Here is a 17,452-nt window from a genome sequence, read left to right as displayed (position 1 = left end):
AACCCTAGGGTATACTTTCGCTTCAAATTTAGAGCCTATGGTAACCGAGCCTATTTGTGGTATTGAGTTATCTAAAACATCAGAGATAAAGAATATGGAAACCTCGATCATTGATTTTGTAAGCAACAACATGATTTTAGCTGTTGTGTGGATTGGTATTGTTGTCGCGTTAATTCAAAACGTAGTAAAACAAAAAACAGCAGGTTACCAAGAAGTTGACCCTGCACAAGCAACAACACTAATGAACCGTGAAGATGCGATTGTTTTAGATATTCGCTCTAAAGATGAGTTTAAATCTGGTCATATTACGGATGCACGTCACATTTTACCAAGTGACATTAAAGCAGGTAACTTGTCTGGTCTTGAAAACTCAAAAACAACCCCAATTATTGTTGTATGTAAAACAGGTCAGACGGCTCAAGCAGCGGCAAATGATTTGCACAAAGCTGGTTTTGAGCAAGTTAAATTACTTAAGAATGGCCTAATCTCTTGGAATGAAGCTAACTTACCGTTAGTTAAAGGCAAAAAATAATTGCCGCTTTCCTAAGCAATTGATTCATTTTGATGTGATATCTGGCTCATTTTTTAGATATCACGAATGCAGAGTAAGGTGACATCGTTATTCTGCATTCATATACATATTACATAAAGGACTTTTCCCATGGCTGAAGCAGCACAAGCGCAACAACAAAACTTCGCAATTCAACGTATTTTCCTAAAAGACGTATCTTTTGAAGCGCCAAATTCACCAACAATGTTCCAAAAAGAGTGGAATCCAGATGTTAAACTGGATCTTGATACTCAAAGCCGTGAACTAGGTGAAGGTGTTTATGAAGTAGTTCTACGTCTGACTGTTACAGTTAAGAACGAAGAAGAGACAGCATTCCTTTGTGAAGTTCAACAAGGTGGTATCTTTACTGCTGGTCAAATGGAAGAAGCTCAACTAGCTCATTGCCTAGGTGCATTCTGTCCGAACATTCTGTTCCCATACGCTCGTGAAACTATCTCTAGCCTAGTAGTTAAAGGTACTTTCCCACAACTAAACCTTGCACCAGTTAACTTTGACGCATTGTTTATGAACTACCTACAAAGCCAAGCTCAAGAAAACGCAGCTGCGCCTTCTGAAGCATAATAATGAATAGCCTTGCGCTATTGATTAATTTGTAGAGAATAAATGCACTTTTTTATCTAATATGGTTTCTATACGCTTTATAGTTTCTGTATTTTGGTAGAAAGTGCATTTTGCTTTTAATATAACTGTATCTCTTGATACTTGTTTTGGATGGTCACAATGACAACACAAACTGATTACTCTGATATTTCAATGACCGTACTTGGTGCTGGTTCATACGGAACGTCTCTGGCTATTTCTCTTGCTCGCAATGGTGCAAAAGTGATTTTATGGGGCCACGAAGAAGCGCATATGAATCGTCTTGAAGCCGATCGTGCAAATGAAGAGTTTTTACCTGGTGTTGCTTTTCCACCATCATTAATCATGTCGACTGATCTTGAAAAATCAGTTCAAGCAAGTCGTGATTTACTTGTTGTGGTTCCGAGTCATGTGTTTGGTTTGGTTCTTGGTAATGTAAAACCATTTTTACGTGACGATTCACGTATCTGCTGGGCGACAAAAGGGCTTGAGCCTGAAACAGGTCGTTTATTAAAAGAAGTGGCAGTTGAGGCATTAGGTGAATCGCATTCACTGGCTGTGCTTTCTGGACCTACTTTTGCTAAAGAACTTGCTTCTGGTATGCCAACGGCGATCGCTGTTGCGTCTCCTGATCAAGAGTTTGTTAAAGACCTACAAGAAAAAATCCACTGCTCTAAAACATTCCGTGTTTATGCAAATAATGACTTTACGGGAATGCAATTAGGTGGAGCGGTGAAAAACGTAATCGCTATTGGTGCGGGTATGTCTGATGGTATTGGTTTTGGTGCTAATGCTCGTACAGCCTTAATCACTCGTGGTTTAGCTGAAATGACTCGATTAGGCGTGGCTTTAGGTGCTGAAGCTGAAACTTTTATGGGTATGGCAGGTTTAGGTGACTTAGTATTAACTTGTACTGATAACCAGTCTCGTAACCGTCGTTTTGGTTTGGCTCTAGGTCAAGGTGGCGATGTAGATAGCGCTCAAGAAGAAATTGGCCAAGTGGTTGAGGGTTATCGCAATACCAAAGAAGTATGGTTGTTGGCGAACCGTATGGGTGTTGAAATGCCTATAGTTGAGCAAATTTATCAAGTATTGTATCAAGGAAAAGATGCAAGAGTTGCAGCGCAGGACTTATTAGCGCGAGATAAAAAATCAGAATCGTAATTCAAGGATGGTATTAAGATGAATGAATGTAAGAAACACAAAGTATGGGAATGTATTGTTCGAGAAGCTCGTGAGCAATCAGAACAAGAACCCATGCTTGCAAGCTTTTATCATGCAACCATCATTAAACATGAAAATTTAGCTGCAGCATTGAGTTATATTTTAGCGAATAAATTGGCGACAGCTTCAATGCCAGCTATGGCCGTTCGCGAAGTAGTTGAAGAGGCGTTTGCTTCAGATCCAACGATTACTGATGCTGCTGCATGCGATATTTGTGCAACGGTAACTCGAGACCCTGCGGTTTCTATGTACTCAATGCCTTTATTGTATTTAAAAGGTTATCACGCACTGCAAGGCTATCGTGTATCAAACTGGCTATGGAAACAAGGTCGTGTTGCATTAGCAACGTACCTACAAAATGAAATCTCGGTTGCTTGTCAGGTGGATGTTCATCCTGCAGCTACAATCGGTAAAGGGATCATGTTTGACCATGCTACAGGTATCGTTATTGGTGAAACTGCAGTGGTTGAAAATGATGTTTCTATCCTGCAAGACGTGACACTCGGTGGTACAGGTAAAGAGTGTGGCGATCGTCACCCTAAGATCCGTGAAGGGGTTATGATTGGTGCTGGTGCGAAGATTTTAGGTAACATTGAAGTTGGAGTTGGCGCTAAAATTGGTTCGTGCTCTGTGGTACTACAGGCTGTCCCTCCTCATACGACGGTTGCGGGTGTTCCTGCAAAAATCGTTGGGCGCCCTAGTTCTGAAATGCCATCTCTTGATATGGACCAACAGTTTAACGGTAAGTCTCAAACCTTTGTTGCAGGGGACGGGATTTAATAAAACCTCATTATGTATACAAAAATAGCCACTCTCTAGTGGCTATTTTTGTATCTAGGGTTTCATATTGATTGGGGATTATAATCCGCCTTCAAATCCCATTTGACGCCATGCTTCGAATACAATGATTGCAACAGAGTTAGATAAGTTTAAGCTGCGACTATCTGGCATCATTGGAATGCGAACTCGTTGTTCCATTGGTAAGCCATCAATTAAATCAGCTGGTAATCCACGAGTCTCAGGACCAAATAACAGCACATCACCTTTTTGGTAGCTTGGTGTTGTGTGGTGACCAGTCGTTTTCGTTGTACAAGCAAAAATACGGTGTTCTACATCACTGTCATTGGCTAAATATTCAAGAAACGCGGCGTAGTTTTTGTGGCGTTTTACGTGCGCTAAATCATGGTAGTCTAAACCTGCGCGACGGAGTTTTTTCTCTTCTAAATCGAATCCTAATGGTTCAATCAAATGTAGGTTTGCACCACAGTTAGCAGATAATCGGATAATGTTGCCCGTATTTGGGGCAATTTCAGGTTCGTACAGCGCAATATCAAACATAATGAACTCTTGAATAAACGGAAATTAAAAGCAGTATATCTAAACTCACCCAAATAACACATGACTTATATCGAGATTAATTCTGTTTGATATAGGCCATGTGTGATGGTTATTCTTGGGAGCTAGGAAGAACTTATTCTATTGGTAGCGTTATTGTCATTCGTAATCCACCTAGTGGACTCCGACTCGCAATAATTGTTCCATTGTGTTGATAAATGGCACTCTCAGTAATCGCTAAACCAAGACCAGTTCCGCCACTGCTTCGATCGCGAGCGGTAGATACTCGATAGAAAGGCTTAAAGATATCTTGTAGTTCATCTTCTGGCACGCCTTCTCCATTATCATCAACAATGATGGTGAGAATTTTACCCGTGTCATTAATGTTCACTGTGACAACATCGTTACCGTATTTAATGGCATTACGTATTACGTTCTCTACGGCGCTCATTAATAAATTAGGGTTACCAAAGATTGGAGTTTCTTTTAAATTAGAGTACGTTAGTACTTTATTTGAATTTTCTGCTTCAAATTTGGCGTCTTCTAAAATATCAAACCATAATGAGTAGGCATCGGTTTTTTCTCGCTCTTGATGACTATTAACTTGAATACGAGAAAGCTCCAATAGCTCAGATATCATTTGTTCTAAACGATCCGCTTCCATATCTATTCGGGATAGTTCTGCACTTTCCCCTTGTTTACGAGTGGCAAGGGCGGTCGCCATTCTTAAACGGGTTAGCGGGGAGCGTAATTCGTGTGAAATATCTGAAAGTAAACGTTGTTGACCCGAAATCATGGTATTTAATGAGCCAACCATCTGATTAAAGCTTTGTCCGGTTTTTCTAAACTCTCTTGGACCTTTTTCAAGATCTTTATCTTTTTCAAATTGCCCTTTAGCAACTCGCTCTGCTGCTTTTTGTAAACGCCTTGCTGGTTGACTTAATGCCCAAGCGAGCCAAAGCAAAAATGGGGTACTTACAAGCATGGTCACTAAGAGTAATTGCCCTGGTTTATCTAATATTCTAAGAATAAATGGTGGTGGCTTTTTCCAATATCGTCCCACATACATATAAACGGTTTCATGGGCAATCACGATATCAAAAGGACCAGCCATCATGGTTCTTCCATAAAGTTTTTGTTGAGGTAATTCGGGATTATCAGACAGCGTTAAAAAGTTAAGTAAGGCTTTTTTTCTTCCTCGAAGTTCTTTTGGTTTATCTAAAATTTCACCCGTTGGGGTGGTGAAAAATAGGTCAAGATTTTCGTCGTGTCGATGCGCTCGGTGACTGATCTCTTTCAACGTTTTTTTCAAATTGTCACGCTCAGAGTACTTTCCTGTAATGTAAGCGGCAATTTGAGTCATTTTAGTTAGATGCTCAGCTGCAATATTGTGACGAGAACGAGGGTCAAAGTTGGGGCCAATAACAACCCCAATAAGAACCAATAATAAGGTTAGCCAAAAAATGGCAAAGATTCGGCCATATAAGCTGGATAAAAGGGGGAAGCGAGTATTTACCTTAAACACCGATTACTCCTCTACAAATAAATAGCCGCGGCCTCGTAATGTTTTAATTCGAGGTTTTCCTTCTGATAATGGCGGTAATTTTTTGCGTAAATTAGACACGTGCATATCAATAGCACGATCAAATGGCGCAAGGCGTTTGCCTAGCACTTCTAAGCTGAGATCTTCTTTAGATATGATTTCACCTGGCTTCTGAATGAATTGGGATAATAGACCGAATTCTGTTCCTGTTAGCTCCATTAGTTCACCATTGCGATAGGCTTCTTGTTTACCAACAAAGAGCTCAATATCTTGGTATTTGATACTACTGCTATTATTTTCTTTGGTTTTGCCTTGAGTGCGTCGTAGGATTGCACGAATTCGAGCAAGTAATTCTCTGTCGCTAAATGGTTTTGGTAAGTAATCATCTGCACCAAGCTCAAGACCAATCACACGATCAATCTCTTCACCTTTGGCTGTGAGCATAAGAACAGGCGTTTCATTTGTCTCTCGTAATTTACGGAGCATATCCATACCATTCATTTTAGGCATCATGATATCAAGCAAAATAAGGTCAAGATCATCGGTTATTGCAGCTAAACCCTCAATGCCATTATTAGCTTCTATTACGTTATAGCCTTCTAAACTTAAGATATCTTTTAACAGAGCTGTCAGTTCAATATCATCATCAACTAATAAAATCTTTGCCATTCTTATCTACTCACTTTCTTACCAACCATTTGGTAATGATAGTATCGCCAAATAAACGAAGGAATACCAACCTTCAAAATAACCTTTACGTTGCTTTACGCTCAAAATACACTCATTTACGTTGACTGAGCTATTCTTACCTCATACCAAACAACGCAGAGTTGTTGTACCCATACAATAAGATTTCTTCAACGGAGATAATACAATGAATATGATGAAAAAAATGGTTTTAGGCGCAGTCGTTCTTCCTCTTTCTTTAGCGTCAACATCGGCATTTGCTTTTGGTGGCGGTCATCATGATGGTGGAATGAAAGGTGAAGGAATGCACGGTGGTAAGTGCATGATGAAAGCCAATAAAAAAGCATTTAAAGATCTTGATCTAACCGATGAGCAGAAAGCAAAATTTGAGAAAATGCGTGATGAGCGTAAAGCTGAACATAAAGCGAAAAGAGGCGAGCACCGCCAACCAACTGCTGAAATGAAAGCCGATCACCAAGCTATGCAGGACTTAATCCTAGCGGATAACTTTGATGAGCAAGCAGTACGTGATTTAGCTGAAAAAATGTCACAACGCCAGATTGACCGTCGTGTTGAAATGATGAAAAAACGTCACGAAATGATGAACATTTTAACGCCTGAGCAAAAAGTAGAATTTAAAGCAAATCAAGACAAATATATTGCTGATTGCGCACATTAATTCGCTTTAGTCGAATAAAAATAAAACGAGTCCTTATGAAAGTAAGGGCTCGTTTTTTTGTTTATGCCAATATTGTTGTAAATATATTAAAAAATGGAATTACGATTTTGAGATTAAATCTTTATACTAGGGATTGATTTTTAAGCAATGGAAAAAACATGACTCAGAAATACGCCTCTTTAGTAACGATGGCTGCATGGCTTGCAACCATAGTGGCAACGGTTTTAATGTTATTTAAATTAGGAACTTGGTGGGTAACGGGCTCAGTGAGCTTACTGGCTTCCCTCGTTGATTCATTGCTTGATATGGGCGCATCTATTACGAATTTATTGGTTGTGCGCTATGCACTTCAGCCACCAGATGAAGAGCATCGATTTGGACATGGTAAGGCCGAATCTCTTGCTGCATTGGCTCAAGCTATGTTTATTTCTGGCTCTGCTTGTTTCTTATTATTGAATGGTGTTGAGCGTTTTTTCCGTCCTCAAGATGTGATTGCACCTGAATTAGGTGTTTACGTTAGTGGTTTTGCTATCGTTTTAACTTTTGGACTTGTGTTGGTTCAACAGTGGGTCGTGAAGCAAACGGGAAGCCAAGCGATTGCCGCGGACTCTCTGCATTATAAAACCGATTTATTTATGAATGCGGCTATTATGTTGGCGCTGGCGTTGAGTTGGTACGGTTGGCATCAAGCCGATGCTATTTTTGCCTTGGTAATTGGTGCGTATATATTAGTAAGTGCGTTTAAAATGGCTTATGAAGCGATTCAATTGTTGCTTGATAGACAATTACCAGAAGAAGAGTTAGAACAAATAAGGGAAGCGTGTTGTCGAGTTGAAGGAGTGAAGGGGATTCATGATTTACGTACTCGCTTAGCTGGCCCTACTCGATTTATTCAACTACATTTAGAGCTGCCAGATCAAATGCCTTTAGTTCAAGCGCATAAGATTGCAGATGCGGTGGAAGATGAGCTTTTATCTGTGTTCCCGCATTCTGATATCATAATTCATCAAGACCCATTATCAGTTGTGCTAGACTCAGACAGAGAACAACAACAGTTTAGTTAAGTGTTTGGTAGTATTATTAGCGTTTTTTGTTTTTTGGTAACAGAAAAATAAAATTGTCATGATTGATTCTGATGTGAATCAACGAACTTTTTCAGTAAACTGGTAATACTCTTACATAAGAAAAAAAATTACAGATTATTAATGGTGAGCAGATTAGGGAGTTTGCTTGCTGTGTTCAAAATTGAAATTGAAATTCCCAACCATATTTAGAGGGTAACCATGGTCAAGAAGATTGGTGTTTTAACAAGTGGTGGCGATGCGCCGGGTATGAATGCGGCAGTTCGTGGTGTTGTTCGTACAGCATTGACGGAAGGCCTAGAAGTATTTGGTATTCATGATGGCTACTTAGGTCTTGTTGAAGATCGTATCGAAAAATTAGAGCGTCACAGCGTATCTGATATGATCAACCGCGGCGGTACATTCTTAGGTTCAGCACGTTTTCCTGAGTTTAAAGAAGTAGCTGTTCGTGAAAAAGCGATCGAAAACCTTAAGAAACACGACATTGATGCGCTAATCGTTATCGGTGGTGACGGTTCTTACATGGGTGCGAAGAAATTAACTGAAATGGGTTACCCATGTATCGGTCTTCCTGGCACAATCGATAATGATATCGCGGGTACTGACTACACAATTGGTTACTTAACAGCATTAAACACTGTTATTGATGCCATTGACCGTCTACGTGATACGTCTTCTTCTCACCAACGTATTTCTATTGTAGAAGTTATGGGGCGTCACTGTGGTGACTTAACTCTTATGTCTGCAATTGCTGGTGGTTGTGAGTATGTTATTACTCCTGAAACAGGTTTAAACAAAGAAGCGCTAATTCAAAATATCCAAGATGGTATTGCGAAAGGTAAAAAGCACGCAATCATCGCGATTACTGAACTGATGACTGATGTTAACCAACTTGCAAAAGAAATCGAAGCTGAAACAGGTCGTGAAACTCGTGCAACGGTTCTTGGTCACATTCAACGTGGTGGGCAACCGGGTGCATTCGACCGTATCCTAGCTTCTCGCATGGGTAACTACGGTGTTAAATTGTTAATCGATGGTCACGGTGGCCGTTGTGTTGGTATTCAAAATGAACAACTTGTTCACCACGATATCATTGATGCAATTGAAAACATGCGTCGTCCAGAAAAACTTGAGCTATACAAAGTAGCTGAAGAGTTATTCTAATTTAGAATTGAATTCTAGATACAAAAAACCGAAGCGAGTGCTTCGGTTTTTTTATGCTTGTAATTATTCCAAATATAAGTCGAGAGGTGTTTTGCTTTTTCTACCACCAATCTCTCTAGCTAATGTAGGTACAAGGTAACCAGAAACATTTTCTATCAGTTCACTCATTAACTGTTTAGCTCTCTCATCTGAAATAAAGAAATGAGCAGCCCCTTGGACTTTATCTAATACATGAAGGTAATAAGGCAAAATACCTGCATCAAATAATGCTTCACTTAATTGAGTTAATGTATCTGCATTATCATTAACGCCTTTTAATAACACGCTTTGGTTTAATAGAGTGACATGAGCAAGTTTCAGTTTTTGCATACTGCTGATGAGATCTTGATTAATTTCATTAGCATGGTTGATATGAGTTACTAGAATGATTTGTAAGCGTGTTTTTTTAAATAGCTGACAAAGTGTATCAGTAATACGGTTTGGTATTACTACTGGTAAACGAGAGTGGATACGGAGGCGCTTGATGTGTGGAATCGCTTCAATATGCTCAATTAACCATTGAAGCTCATGATCTTTTGCCATTAAAGGATCACCTCCAGAGAAAATAACTTCATTTATTTCTGGATGGTCGGCTATATAATCAATGGATTCTTGCCAAACGGTTTTGCTGCCTTTGTTGTCTTGATATGGAAAGTGACGACGGAAGCAATAACGACAATTAACGGCACAACCTCCTTTCACAATCAGTAGAACTCGGTTTTTGTATTTATGCAATAATCCCGGTTGCTCGTTGTCTTGTTCTTCTAAAGGGTCGTTCGAATATCCCTCATGTACCTCGAATTCTTGATCTAAAGGCAATACTTGGCGTAATAAAGGATCAAAAGGGTTGCCAAATTCCATTCTATCGACAAAACTTGTCGGCACACGTAACGCAAATAACTTTTTCGCTTCCAATCCTTTTTCCCACGGAGTGCTATCAATACCTAGTGTTGAAAGTAGTTGATGAGGGTTAGAGATCGCATTCGCTAGTTCTTTGAGCCAGTTTTGCTCAACAGGAGCGTCATTTCGGGTTATTATGTGTGACATTATTTATAACTCAACGATGTTAAGAGGAAATCATGGCGTCAGTAAGTACCAATGAATTCAAAGGCGGTTTGAAATTTATGTTAGATAATGAGCCATGCTCAATTATCGAAAACGAATATGTTAAGCCAGGTAAAGGTCAAGCATTCAACCGTGTAAAACTTCGTCGATTGCTTTCTGGTAAAACACTAGAAAAAACATTTAAATCAGGTGAAAGTTTTGAACTAGCTGATGTAGTAGATGTTGATCTTGACTACCTATACAGCGATGGTGAATTCTATCACTTCATGAATAGCGTAAGCTTTGAGCAAATCGCAGCTGATGTTAAAGCAGTTGGTGATGCTGCTAAATGGCTAGTAGAAAACGATACTTGTACACTGACTCTTTGGAATGATAATCCAATTACAGTGACACCACCAAATTTTGTTGAACTTGAAGTAACTGAAACAGACCCTGGTCTAAAAGGTGATACTCAAGGTACTGGTGGTAAACCAGCAACATTATCTACTGGTGCAGTAGTTCGTGTTCCACTATTCATCGCTATTGGTGAAGTAGTTAAAGTTGATACACGTACTGGCGAATACGTTGGTCGTGTGAAGTAATTCGATCTAGATTAGATTGAGCTGCAATTAATGATAAAGGTCACTTCGGTGGCCTTTTTTTATTATACCAATCTACATAAGTATTTGATCATTCTTGCTTGTTAAAATCGATTATATCAGCGTTATAAATTTTGTAATTAGATTAACCAGTTACTGTAATTTATGCCTTGCTGTAATCTATTCTCCCTACGCAATTATCTGAACAACTACTTATCCAGAATGGTATTATTTATTACATAGCAGATACAAAAAAGGTTGGCATAAAGCCAACCTTTTTTCAGTATCTAGATGATGATTAGATCATGAAGATAAACACAACAGATAATACAGTTGCTAGTGCAGCAGCTGCGTAACATGCGATTTTACCCGCAGTACCTGTGTGGAATTTTAGGTCATGCATACCGTGGTGCAGACGGTGCATCGCATGCCACATTGGCATAGAGATAGAACCGATAACAAATAATGCACCAATGATGCTAGTAACAAAACCAGCAACACGTAGGTAGTTCATTGACTCAGGACCGATCACACCAAGTGGAACTAAGATACCAAGAACTAAGATAGTTACTGGTGTTAGCATTGCAAACCAAGTGCCGCCAGCACCAAATAAGCCCCACCATACTGGTTCGTCAGAACGCTTTGGATTACGATTTACCACAATAATTCTCCTTAAACGATAACCAGTACAAGTAATGTGATTGCAGCAACCGCTGCCCATTGTGCAAGAACAACCACTTTTTTATCCAGTGTTTTACCACCAAGACGAATTGGCATTACTTGCGGCATCATGCTAAAGAATGTTTGAGCATGGAATAAGCTACCAGCTAAAGCAACAATGTTCAGAGCAACCACGATAGGGTTTGCCATGAAATCTAACCAAGAAGCCCAAGCAAGTGGACCTTTAACTAAGCTACCTAGACCAACAAGCAGACAGATAGTAAAGAAAATTAGTGGTAGAACCGTTGCTTCACGAACCATGTAGAAGCGGTAGAAAGGGTGATCTTTCCACCAAGTACGTGTCATTTCGCGAACGTAAGGTTTACGATTGCTCATCCTTATGCCTCCTGAGGTTTAAGCATTGCGATAACAAAGTCTTGAGACGATGCGATCTTACCTTGGTTTACAGCTGCTGCTGGGTCAACGTGTTTTGGACACACTTCAGAACAGTAACCAACAAATGTACAGCCCCATGCGCCGTTGTCACCATTGATTAGCTTCATACGTTCAGCTGAACCGTTATCACGGCTATCAAGGTTATAACGGTGTGCAAGAGTCAGCGCTGCAGGACCAATGAACTCAGGGTTTAGACCAAATTGAGGACATGCTGCATAACATAGGCCACAGTTGATACAACCAGCGAATTGTTTGTATTTCGCCATTTGCTCAGGAGTCTGAGTGTTTGGACCTTGTTCAGGTGTACGATCATTTCCTAGAATATAAGGTTTGATTGCTTCTAAACGCTCAATGAATGGCGTCATATCAACAATTAAATCTTTTTCAATTGGGAAGTTAGCTAATGGTTCTAATGTTAAACCATCTGGGTAATCACGTAAGAACGCTTTACAAGCCAGTTTTGGTACATTGTTTACCATCATGCCACAAGAACCACAGATCGCCATACGACAAGACCAACGGTAAGATAGGTCTTTGTCTAGGTTATCTTTGATGTAACCAATAGCGTCTAATACAGACGTTGTTTCATCACAAGGAACATCAAACGTTTGAAGATAAGGCTTCTCATCTTTCATTGGGTCGTAACGCAGGATGCTTACTTTTTGGATTCGATTGCCACCCGTCATTATGCGTGCTCCTCTGCGTTCTTCGCCGCTTCTTCTGCTGCTGCTTTTTCAGCTGCTTCACCATATAGGCGAGCTTTTGGTTGTGATTTAGTGATCGTTACATCGCTGTACTTGATAGTAGGCGCTGCATCTTTGTTGTAGAACGCTAATGAGTGTTTTAGGAAGTTCTCATCATCACGCTCTGTACAACCTTCATCTAGACGTTGGTGTGCACCACGAGACTCTTTACGTAGAATCGCTGAGTGAGCCATTGCTTCTGCAACTTCAAGACCGTAACCAACTTCGATAGCGTATAGAAGGTCAGTGTTGAACACTTTACCTTTATCTTTGATGCTGATTTTCTTGTAACGCTCTTTTAGTTCAGCCAGCTTATCAATCGTATCTTGCATTTCATGCTCTTTACGATAGATACCACAACCCGCTTCCATAGAGTGACCCATTTCAGTACGGATAGTTGCCCAGTTTTCGTCACCTTCTTGCGCCATTAGCGCATCAATGCGAGCTTGAACTTCAGTAATTTGTTTCTGGATTGATTCGTCATTCCAAGAAGTGAATTCAGCTGCACGTTCAGCGGCTTTTTCACCAGCAAGGCGACCAAATACAACTAGCTCAGCTAGAGAGTTTGAACCTAGACGGTTTGCACCGTGAAGACCAACAGAAGAACATTCACCAACAGCAAATAGACCTTTGATGCTTGTTTCATTGTTCTTATCCGTTTCGATACCACCCATAGTGTAGTGAACCGTTGGACGGATTGGGATTGGCTCTTTAGCTGGATCAACGTTTACGTATGCTTTTGCTAATTCACAGATAAATGGTAGACGCTCATGTAGATATTCTTCACCAAGGTGACGAAGATCTAGATGCACAACATCACCTAGAGGGTGTTTAATTGTGTTGCCTTTTTGCTGCTCATGCCAGAACGCTTGAGATACTTTGTCACGAGGACCCAGTTCCATATATTTGTTCTTTGGCTCGCCAACAGGAGTCTCAGGACCCATGCCGTAATCTTGTAGGTAACGGTAACCATTTTTGTTTACGATGATACCGCCTTCACCACGACAACCTTCAGTCATCAGGATACCAGTACCAGGTAAGCCTGTTGGGTGGTATTGTACGAATTCCATATCACGTAGTGGAACACCGTGACGGAATGCCATAGCCATACCATCACCAGTAACGATACCGCCATTGGTATTACAGTGGTAAACACGACCTGCGCCACCCGTTGCAAGAACAACAGATTTTGCTTTAATACAAATAAGTTCGCCTTCTGCCATATGAATAGCAATTAGACCTTGAACTTGGCCTTCTTCCACAAGAAGGTCAACAACGAAGTACTCATCAAAACGGTTGATTTGAGGGTATTTCATTGATGTTTGGAATAGAGTGTGAAGCATGTGGAAGCCGGTCTTATCCGCAGCAAACCATGTACGTTCAACTTTCATACCACCAAAACGGCGAACGTTAACTTCACCATTTTCTTTACGGCTCCATGGACAACCCCATTGTTCTAATTGGGTCATTTCACGGTATGCATTTTCTACAAAGTACTCAACAACATCCTGTTCACACAGCCAATCACCACCGCCAACAGTATCGTTGAAGTGATTGTCTAGTGTATCTTCTTCCTTGGTCACGGCAGCGGAACCACCTTCTGCAGCCACTGTATGTGAACGCATTGGGTATACTTTTGAAATCAGAGCAATCTCCAGCTCTGGGTTAGCTTCTGCAGCTGCAATGGCAGTACGTAAACCTGCACCGCCCGCGCCGATTACTGCGATATCTGTGGTTATAGTCTTCACAGTTATCCTCCGGGATAAAAGATAAAAAATTAAACTAATCACGTAATTGTGACTAATTATGAGAATCTAACCTGCTCATATGACAAAAAAGAGCAAATAATAACTTAAAAATTCTGTTCTCTATTCTATGTGAGCTTTTGTAATAAAAATTGATATGGATAAAGTTTTGTAGAGCAAGTACCACTAATGGGGCAGTTTGTTGCTTATAGTGTGATCTCCGTCAACTAGTTAAAGCTGTTAATTTTGGCGGCAAATTGTAGTTAAGTTGTTGCTTTATAAGTGATAATGATTCTTATTGGTTCGGTATCCCCTTGATGCTTAAGGGTATTTATAAAGTTAAAAAATAGGTAACGTAAAATTGTGAGATAAGGTATTATTTCGGATAAGTTTTTCTAATGTGTAAGATTATGACTAGTCAAAACTGGATGCCTAGTGCATCAATTGAGCAATTACAGCAACGAGCTGATATTTTAGCTGCAATCCGTTCGTTCTTTTCTGAGCGAAAAGTGATGGAGGTGGATACGCCTGCAATGAGTCATGCGACGGTAACGGATGTGCATTTACATACTTTCCAAACCGACTTTATTGGACCAGGATATGCAGATGGTACTCATCTTTATTTCATGACTAGTCCTGAGTTTCATATGAAGCGCTTATTAGCCGCTGGAAGTGGGTGTATTTACCAAATAAATAAAGCGTTTCGAAACGAAGAAGCAGGACGTTACCATAACCCTGAATTCACTATGCTAGAGTGGTATCGTTTAGGTTTTGATCATCATAACCTAATGGATGAAATGAATGAGTTATTAACGTTAGTGTTGAAATGTGACAATGCTGAACGTATGACTTATCAAGAAGCTTTTATTCAAGTACTTGGTGTTTGTCCTTTAGAAGCGAATATGGATGAATTAAGAGCGGTTGCTGCGCCATTAGGTTTATCTGATATTGCAGATATTGAAGAAGATCGTGACACTTTATTGCAGCTTTTATTTAGTATGGGAGTTGAAGTAAAAATTGGGCAAGATGTACCTGCTTTTGTTTATGATTTTCCTGCTTCTCAAGCGGCGTTAGCTAAAATTAATCCAAGCGATCCAAGAGTTGCTGAACGATTTGAGGTGTACTTTAAGGGAATTGAGTTAGCGAATGGCTTTCATGAGTTGGATAATGCAAAAGAGCAGCTCATGCGTTTTGAAGAAGATAATGCAAAACGTAAATCAATGGGGCTAATTGAACAACCCATTGATTATCATTTGATCGCTGCGCTAGAAGCGGGTTTACCTAATTGTTCTGGTGTTGCTTTAGGTATTGATCGTTTAATTATGCTTGCGATGGGTGAGAAGCACATCGATCAAGTTACAGCATTTCCTTTTGATAGGGCATAACTTCCCAGATTAAAGGTTATGAATCTAATGGTAAGATTAACTGACGATTAATCCCGTACCCATAACAGCTAAAAAAGCACCAAGCCACGCAAAGCGGTTCGGTGCTTTTTTTGTATATAACCATAATAAAGGCAAAATCATAATAGGGGTTGTCGAAGATAGCAGAGCAACCATCCCCACATTTCCTTTTTGCAATGCATATAAAATGAGTGTCATACCAACAGTCATTGCGAGAAAACCATTTAAAGCCACAATTCCAAGAATACGAAAGTTAATTGGTGTAATAGGGCGAGATATTGGAACATTCATTAATCTTAATAAGCTGTGAGCTGCAAAAGCTGAAGCCATTCGTATTGCTGAGGCCGCAATAGGGTCTGCATTAGTAAGCATTACTGGTTTTGCTATAACACCACCAAGAGCTTGGCAAAAAGCCGCAAGTAACCCTAAGAAGATTGCTATCCAGATATTGCCTCTTACTTCATCCCATGTTCCTTGATTATCTGTTTTTTTACCAAAGAAAATAGCAATCGAAACACCAGAAAAAACAGAGACGGCACCGACAAGCTCCCAACCTTGTAGTGTTTCGTTAAATAACCAGTAACCAAGAATGGCAGAAAATAGAGCATGGCAAGAAAAGAGCAGACCGGCTTGGCGTGGTCCCATGCGATTAAAGCATGCAAATAGAGCTGTATCGCCAATAAAAATACCAATGAGTCCAGATAACATCATTGGATATAAGTGAGAAGATTCAATAGAGAGCCAACCGCCAGTAAACCAAGCAAGACTAGAGAGCATGATGGTGACGCAACCCATACGCCAACGACTATAAGCGAATGCACCAAGATGCCTTGCAGGGGTTACAGAAATCATACTTGATAGTGCCCATAAACAAGCAGCAGCTAACGCTAACCATTCATATCCCATCATTCATTCCATTGAGTTAATTGATTCTGATTATCTAAAGATAAAAAAATAGCGAACATATTGTTCGCTATTTATTATTTCTTAATAAAATTTGATTATTTTACGATATGAGCAAATGGTGTACCCATACGAGTAGGTGTACCATTTTCCATTGAGTCATCAAATTTAATTGAGTTAGGTGCAAACAAGTTAATTACAGTAGAGCCTAATTTAAAGCGACCCATTTCTTCACCTTTCTTAAAGCAAATCATGTCGTCACCAGAAAGAGGGTAGTGCCATGTTTTAACCGCAGGACCTGTTGGTGGTGTTACGGTTTCTGCCCATGTAGTTTCAATACTACCAACGATCGTTGCACCAACCAGAATTTGAGCCATAGGACCAAACTCGGTATCAAAAATACAAACAACACGTTCATTACGTGCAAATAAGTTCGGTACGTTTTCAGCCGTTAATGGGTTAACTGAAAATAAGTCACCAGGAACATAAATCATTTTACGTAGCGTAGCATCACAAGGCATATGAACACGGTGATAATCACTTGGTGATAAATACAGTGTTGCAAACTCACCACCCATAAATTCAGCAGCAAGTGCTTCATCACCACCTAGTAATTCTTGTGCAGAATACACGTGGCCTTTTGCTTGTACTAATTTACCGTCCATAATTGGACCAAATTGGCTAACACAAGCATCAGCAGGGTGAGAAATAACAGAATCCTCTTCATTAATAGGACGAGCACCATCCTCTAATTCACGAACGAAGAAGTTATTAAATGTTGAATACGCTTCAGGATCTGGGTTTTTAGCCTCATCCATATTTACGTTGTATTGTTTGATAAACCACTTAATAACAGCAGTTGTTAACCATCCCATTTTTGCTGATGCTAATTTGCCAGCCAAACGAGTAAGTGCATGTTTTGGAGTTAGATATTGTAACCCAATCTTTAAATTATCTGACACGTTGTTTGCCTAATAGTTATCATTTGCTGTGGAT

Annotated in this window: 19 protein-coding genes; 9 read left to right on the top strand and 10 right to left on the bottom strand. The window is 40.0% G+C overall.

Annotated features, from left to right (window positions below; translation table 11 throughout):
• The first annotated feature begins 94 nt into the window (after window positions 1–94).
• The 4 genes from GNP81_RS01485 (at window position 95) to cysE (ending at window position 3,154) form a co-directional block, all read left to right on the top strand.
• Window positions 95–532, top strand: a complete 438-nt coding sequence (locus tag GNP81_RS01485) for a rhodanese-like domain-containing protein (protein WP_026029413.1) — start codon at window positions 95–97, stop codon at window positions 530–532.
• Window positions 533–661: 129 nt separating this feature from the next.
• On the top strand, window positions 662–1,132 hold the full coding sequence (gene secB / locus GNP81_RS01480) for a protein-export chaperone SecB (protein ID WP_005421204.1): 471 nt from the start codon (window positions 662–664) through the stop codon (window positions 1,130–1,132).
• 150 nt (window positions 1,133–1,282) lie between these two features.
• Complete coding sequence (gene gpsA / locus GNP81_RS01475; RefSeq protein ID WP_080952025.1) at window positions 1,283–2,314, top strand: NAD(P)H-dependent glycerol-3-phosphate dehydrogenase; 1,032 nt, start codon at window positions 1,283–1,285, stop codon at window positions 2,312–2,314.
• Between the two features lie 18 nt (window positions 2,315–2,332).
• Window positions 2,333–3,154 (top strand): serine O-acetyltransferase, encoded by an 822-nt coding sequence (gene cysE / locus GNP81_RS01470; RefSeq protein ID WP_005421201.1) that lies wholly within the window; start codon window positions 2,333–2,335, stop codon window positions 3,152–3,154.
• 78 nt (window positions 3,155–3,232) lie between these two features.
• On the opposite strand, the gene GNP81_RS01465 is transcribed toward cysE, so the two are convergent.
• The 3 genes from GNP81_RS01465 to GNP81_RS01455 all read right to left on the bottom strand — a co-directional run bounded on the left by GNP81_RS01465 (window position 3,233) and on the right by GNP81_RS01455 (window position 5,921).
• Entirely contained in the window at window positions 3,233–3,712 is a 480-nt protein-coding gene (locus GNP81_RS01465; RefSeq protein ID WP_012533190.1) for a tRNA (cytidine(34)-2'-O)-methyltransferase, read from the bottom strand.
• A gap of 133 nt (window positions 3,713–3,845) precedes the next feature.
• Complete coding sequence (cpxA, locus tag GNP81_RS01460; protein WP_336495400.1) at window positions 3,846–5,234, bottom strand: envelope stress sensor histidine kinase CpxA; 1,389 nt, start codon at window positions 5,232–5,234, stop codon at window positions 3,846–3,848.
• 3 nt (window positions 5,235–5,237) lie between these two features.
• A complete protein-coding gene (locus GNP81_RS01455; protein WP_155670933.1) occupies window positions 5,238–5,921 on the bottom strand; it encodes a response regulator in 684 nt (227 codons plus the stop codon).
• 205 nt (window positions 5,922–6,126) lie between these two features.
• Here GNP81_RS01455 and GNP81_RS01450 point away from each other — a divergent pair, with 205 nt between their 5' ends.
• From GNP81_RS01450 to pfkA, 3 genes are all read left to right on the top strand, one after another.
• Window positions 6,127–6,618 (top strand): CpxP family protein, encoded by a 492-nt coding sequence (locus GNP81_RS01450; RefSeq protein WP_155670935.1) that lies wholly within the window; start codon window positions 6,127–6,129, stop codon window positions 6,616–6,618.
• Between the two features lie 158 nt (window positions 6,619–6,776).
• Window positions 6,777–7,682, top strand: coding sequence for a CDF family cation-efflux transporter FieF (gene fieF, locus GNP81_RS01445; RefSeq protein ID WP_155670937.1), 906 nt, complete (start codon window positions 6,777–6,779; stop codon window positions 7,680–7,682).
• 219 nt (window positions 7,683–7,901) lie between these two features.
• Complete coding sequence (pfkA, locus tag GNP81_RS01440) at window positions 7,902–8,864, top strand: 6-phosphofructokinase (protein ID WP_005421189.1); 963 nt, start codon at window positions 7,902–7,904, stop codon at window positions 8,862–8,864.
• Between the two features lie 63 nt (window positions 8,865–8,927).
• Here pfkA and epmB read toward each other — a convergent pair whose 3' ends face one another.
• Window positions 8,928–9,950: an EF-P beta-lysylation protein EpmB gene (gene epmB, locus GNP81_RS01435; protein WP_155674242.1), complete on the bottom strand. Its 1,023-nt coding sequence runs from the start codon at window positions 9,948–9,950 to the stop codon at window positions 8,928–8,930.
• Between the two features lie 32 nt (window positions 9,951–9,982).
• On the opposite strand from epmB, the gene efp reads away from it, so the two are divergent.
• On the top strand, window positions 9,983–10,549 hold the full coding sequence (gene efp / locus GNP81_RS01430; protein WP_005421186.1) for an elongation factor P: 567 nt from the start codon (window positions 9,983–9,985) through the stop codon (window positions 10,547–10,549).
• A 295-nt stretch (window positions 10,550–10,844) separates the two neighbouring features.
• Here the strand turns inward: efp and frdD are convergent, their stop codons facing one another.
• From frdD to frdA, 4 genes are read right to left on the bottom strand one after another with little or no spacing between them, the layout of a single operon-like run.
• Window positions 10,845–11,207 carry a fumarate reductase subunit FrdD gene (frdD, locus tag GNP81_RS01425; RefSeq protein WP_005421184.1) on the bottom strand — a complete coding sequence of 121 codons (363 nt, stop codon included), beginning with the start codon at window positions 11,205–11,207 and terminating at the stop codon, window positions 10,845–10,847.
• An 11-nt stretch (window positions 11,208–11,218) separates the two neighbouring features.
• On the bottom strand, window positions 11,219–11,602 hold the full coding sequence (gene frdC, locus GNP81_RS01420) for a fumarate reductase subunit FrdC (protein ID WP_005421183.1): 384 nt from the start codon (window positions 11,600–11,602) through the stop codon (window positions 11,219–11,221).
• A gap of 2 nt (window positions 11,603–11,604) precedes the next feature.
• Window positions 11,605–12,348, bottom strand: coding sequence for a succinate dehydrogenase/fumarate reductase iron-sulfur subunit (locus GNP81_RS01415; protein ID WP_005421182.1), 744 nt, complete (start codon window positions 12,346–12,348; stop codon window positions 11,605–11,607).
• Complete coding sequence (frdA, locus tag GNP81_RS01410) at window positions 12,348–14,153, bottom strand: fumarate reductase (quinol) flavoprotein subunit (protein WP_005421181.1); 1,806 nt, start codon at window positions 14,151–14,153, stop codon at window positions 12,348–12,350. The genes GNP81_RS01415 and frdA overlap by 1 nt, the downstream gene beginning before the upstream one ends.
• A 407-nt stretch (window positions 14,154–14,560) precedes the next feature.
• Between frdA and epmA the strand changes: the two genes are divergently transcribed.
• The gene (epmA, locus tag GNP81_RS01405; RefSeq protein ID WP_196587399.1) at window positions 14,561–15,535 is read left to right on the top strand and encodes an elongation factor P--(R)-beta-lysine ligase; all 975 of its coding nucleotides are present in this window, start codon (window positions 14,561–14,563) and stop codon (window positions 15,533–15,535) included.
• A 36-nt stretch (window positions 15,536–15,571) separates the two neighbouring features.
• Here epmA and GNP81_RS01400 read toward each other — a convergent pair whose 3' ends face one another.
• Window positions 15,572–16,459 (bottom strand): DMT family transporter, encoded by an 888-nt coding sequence (locus tag GNP81_RS01400; protein WP_196587400.1) that lies wholly within the window; start codon window positions 16,457–16,459, stop codon window positions 15,572–15,574.
• A gap of 95 nt (window positions 16,460–16,554) precedes the next feature.
• Entirely contained in the window at window positions 16,555–17,418 is an 864-nt protein-coding gene (gene asd, locus GNP81_RS01395; protein WP_336495401.1) for an archaetidylserine decarboxylase, read from the bottom strand.
• Between the last annotated feature and the right edge of the window lie 34 nt (window positions 17,419–17,452).

The sequence above is a fragment of the Aliivibrio fischeri genome (assembly GCF_009727955.1).
Classification (GTDB): Bacteria; Pseudomonadota; Gammaproteobacteria; order Enterobacterales; family Vibrionaceae; genus Aliivibrio; species Aliivibrio fischeri_A.
Note: the sequence above shows the minus strand (reverse complement) of the source record. Positions and strands in the feature narration are given on the sequence as shown.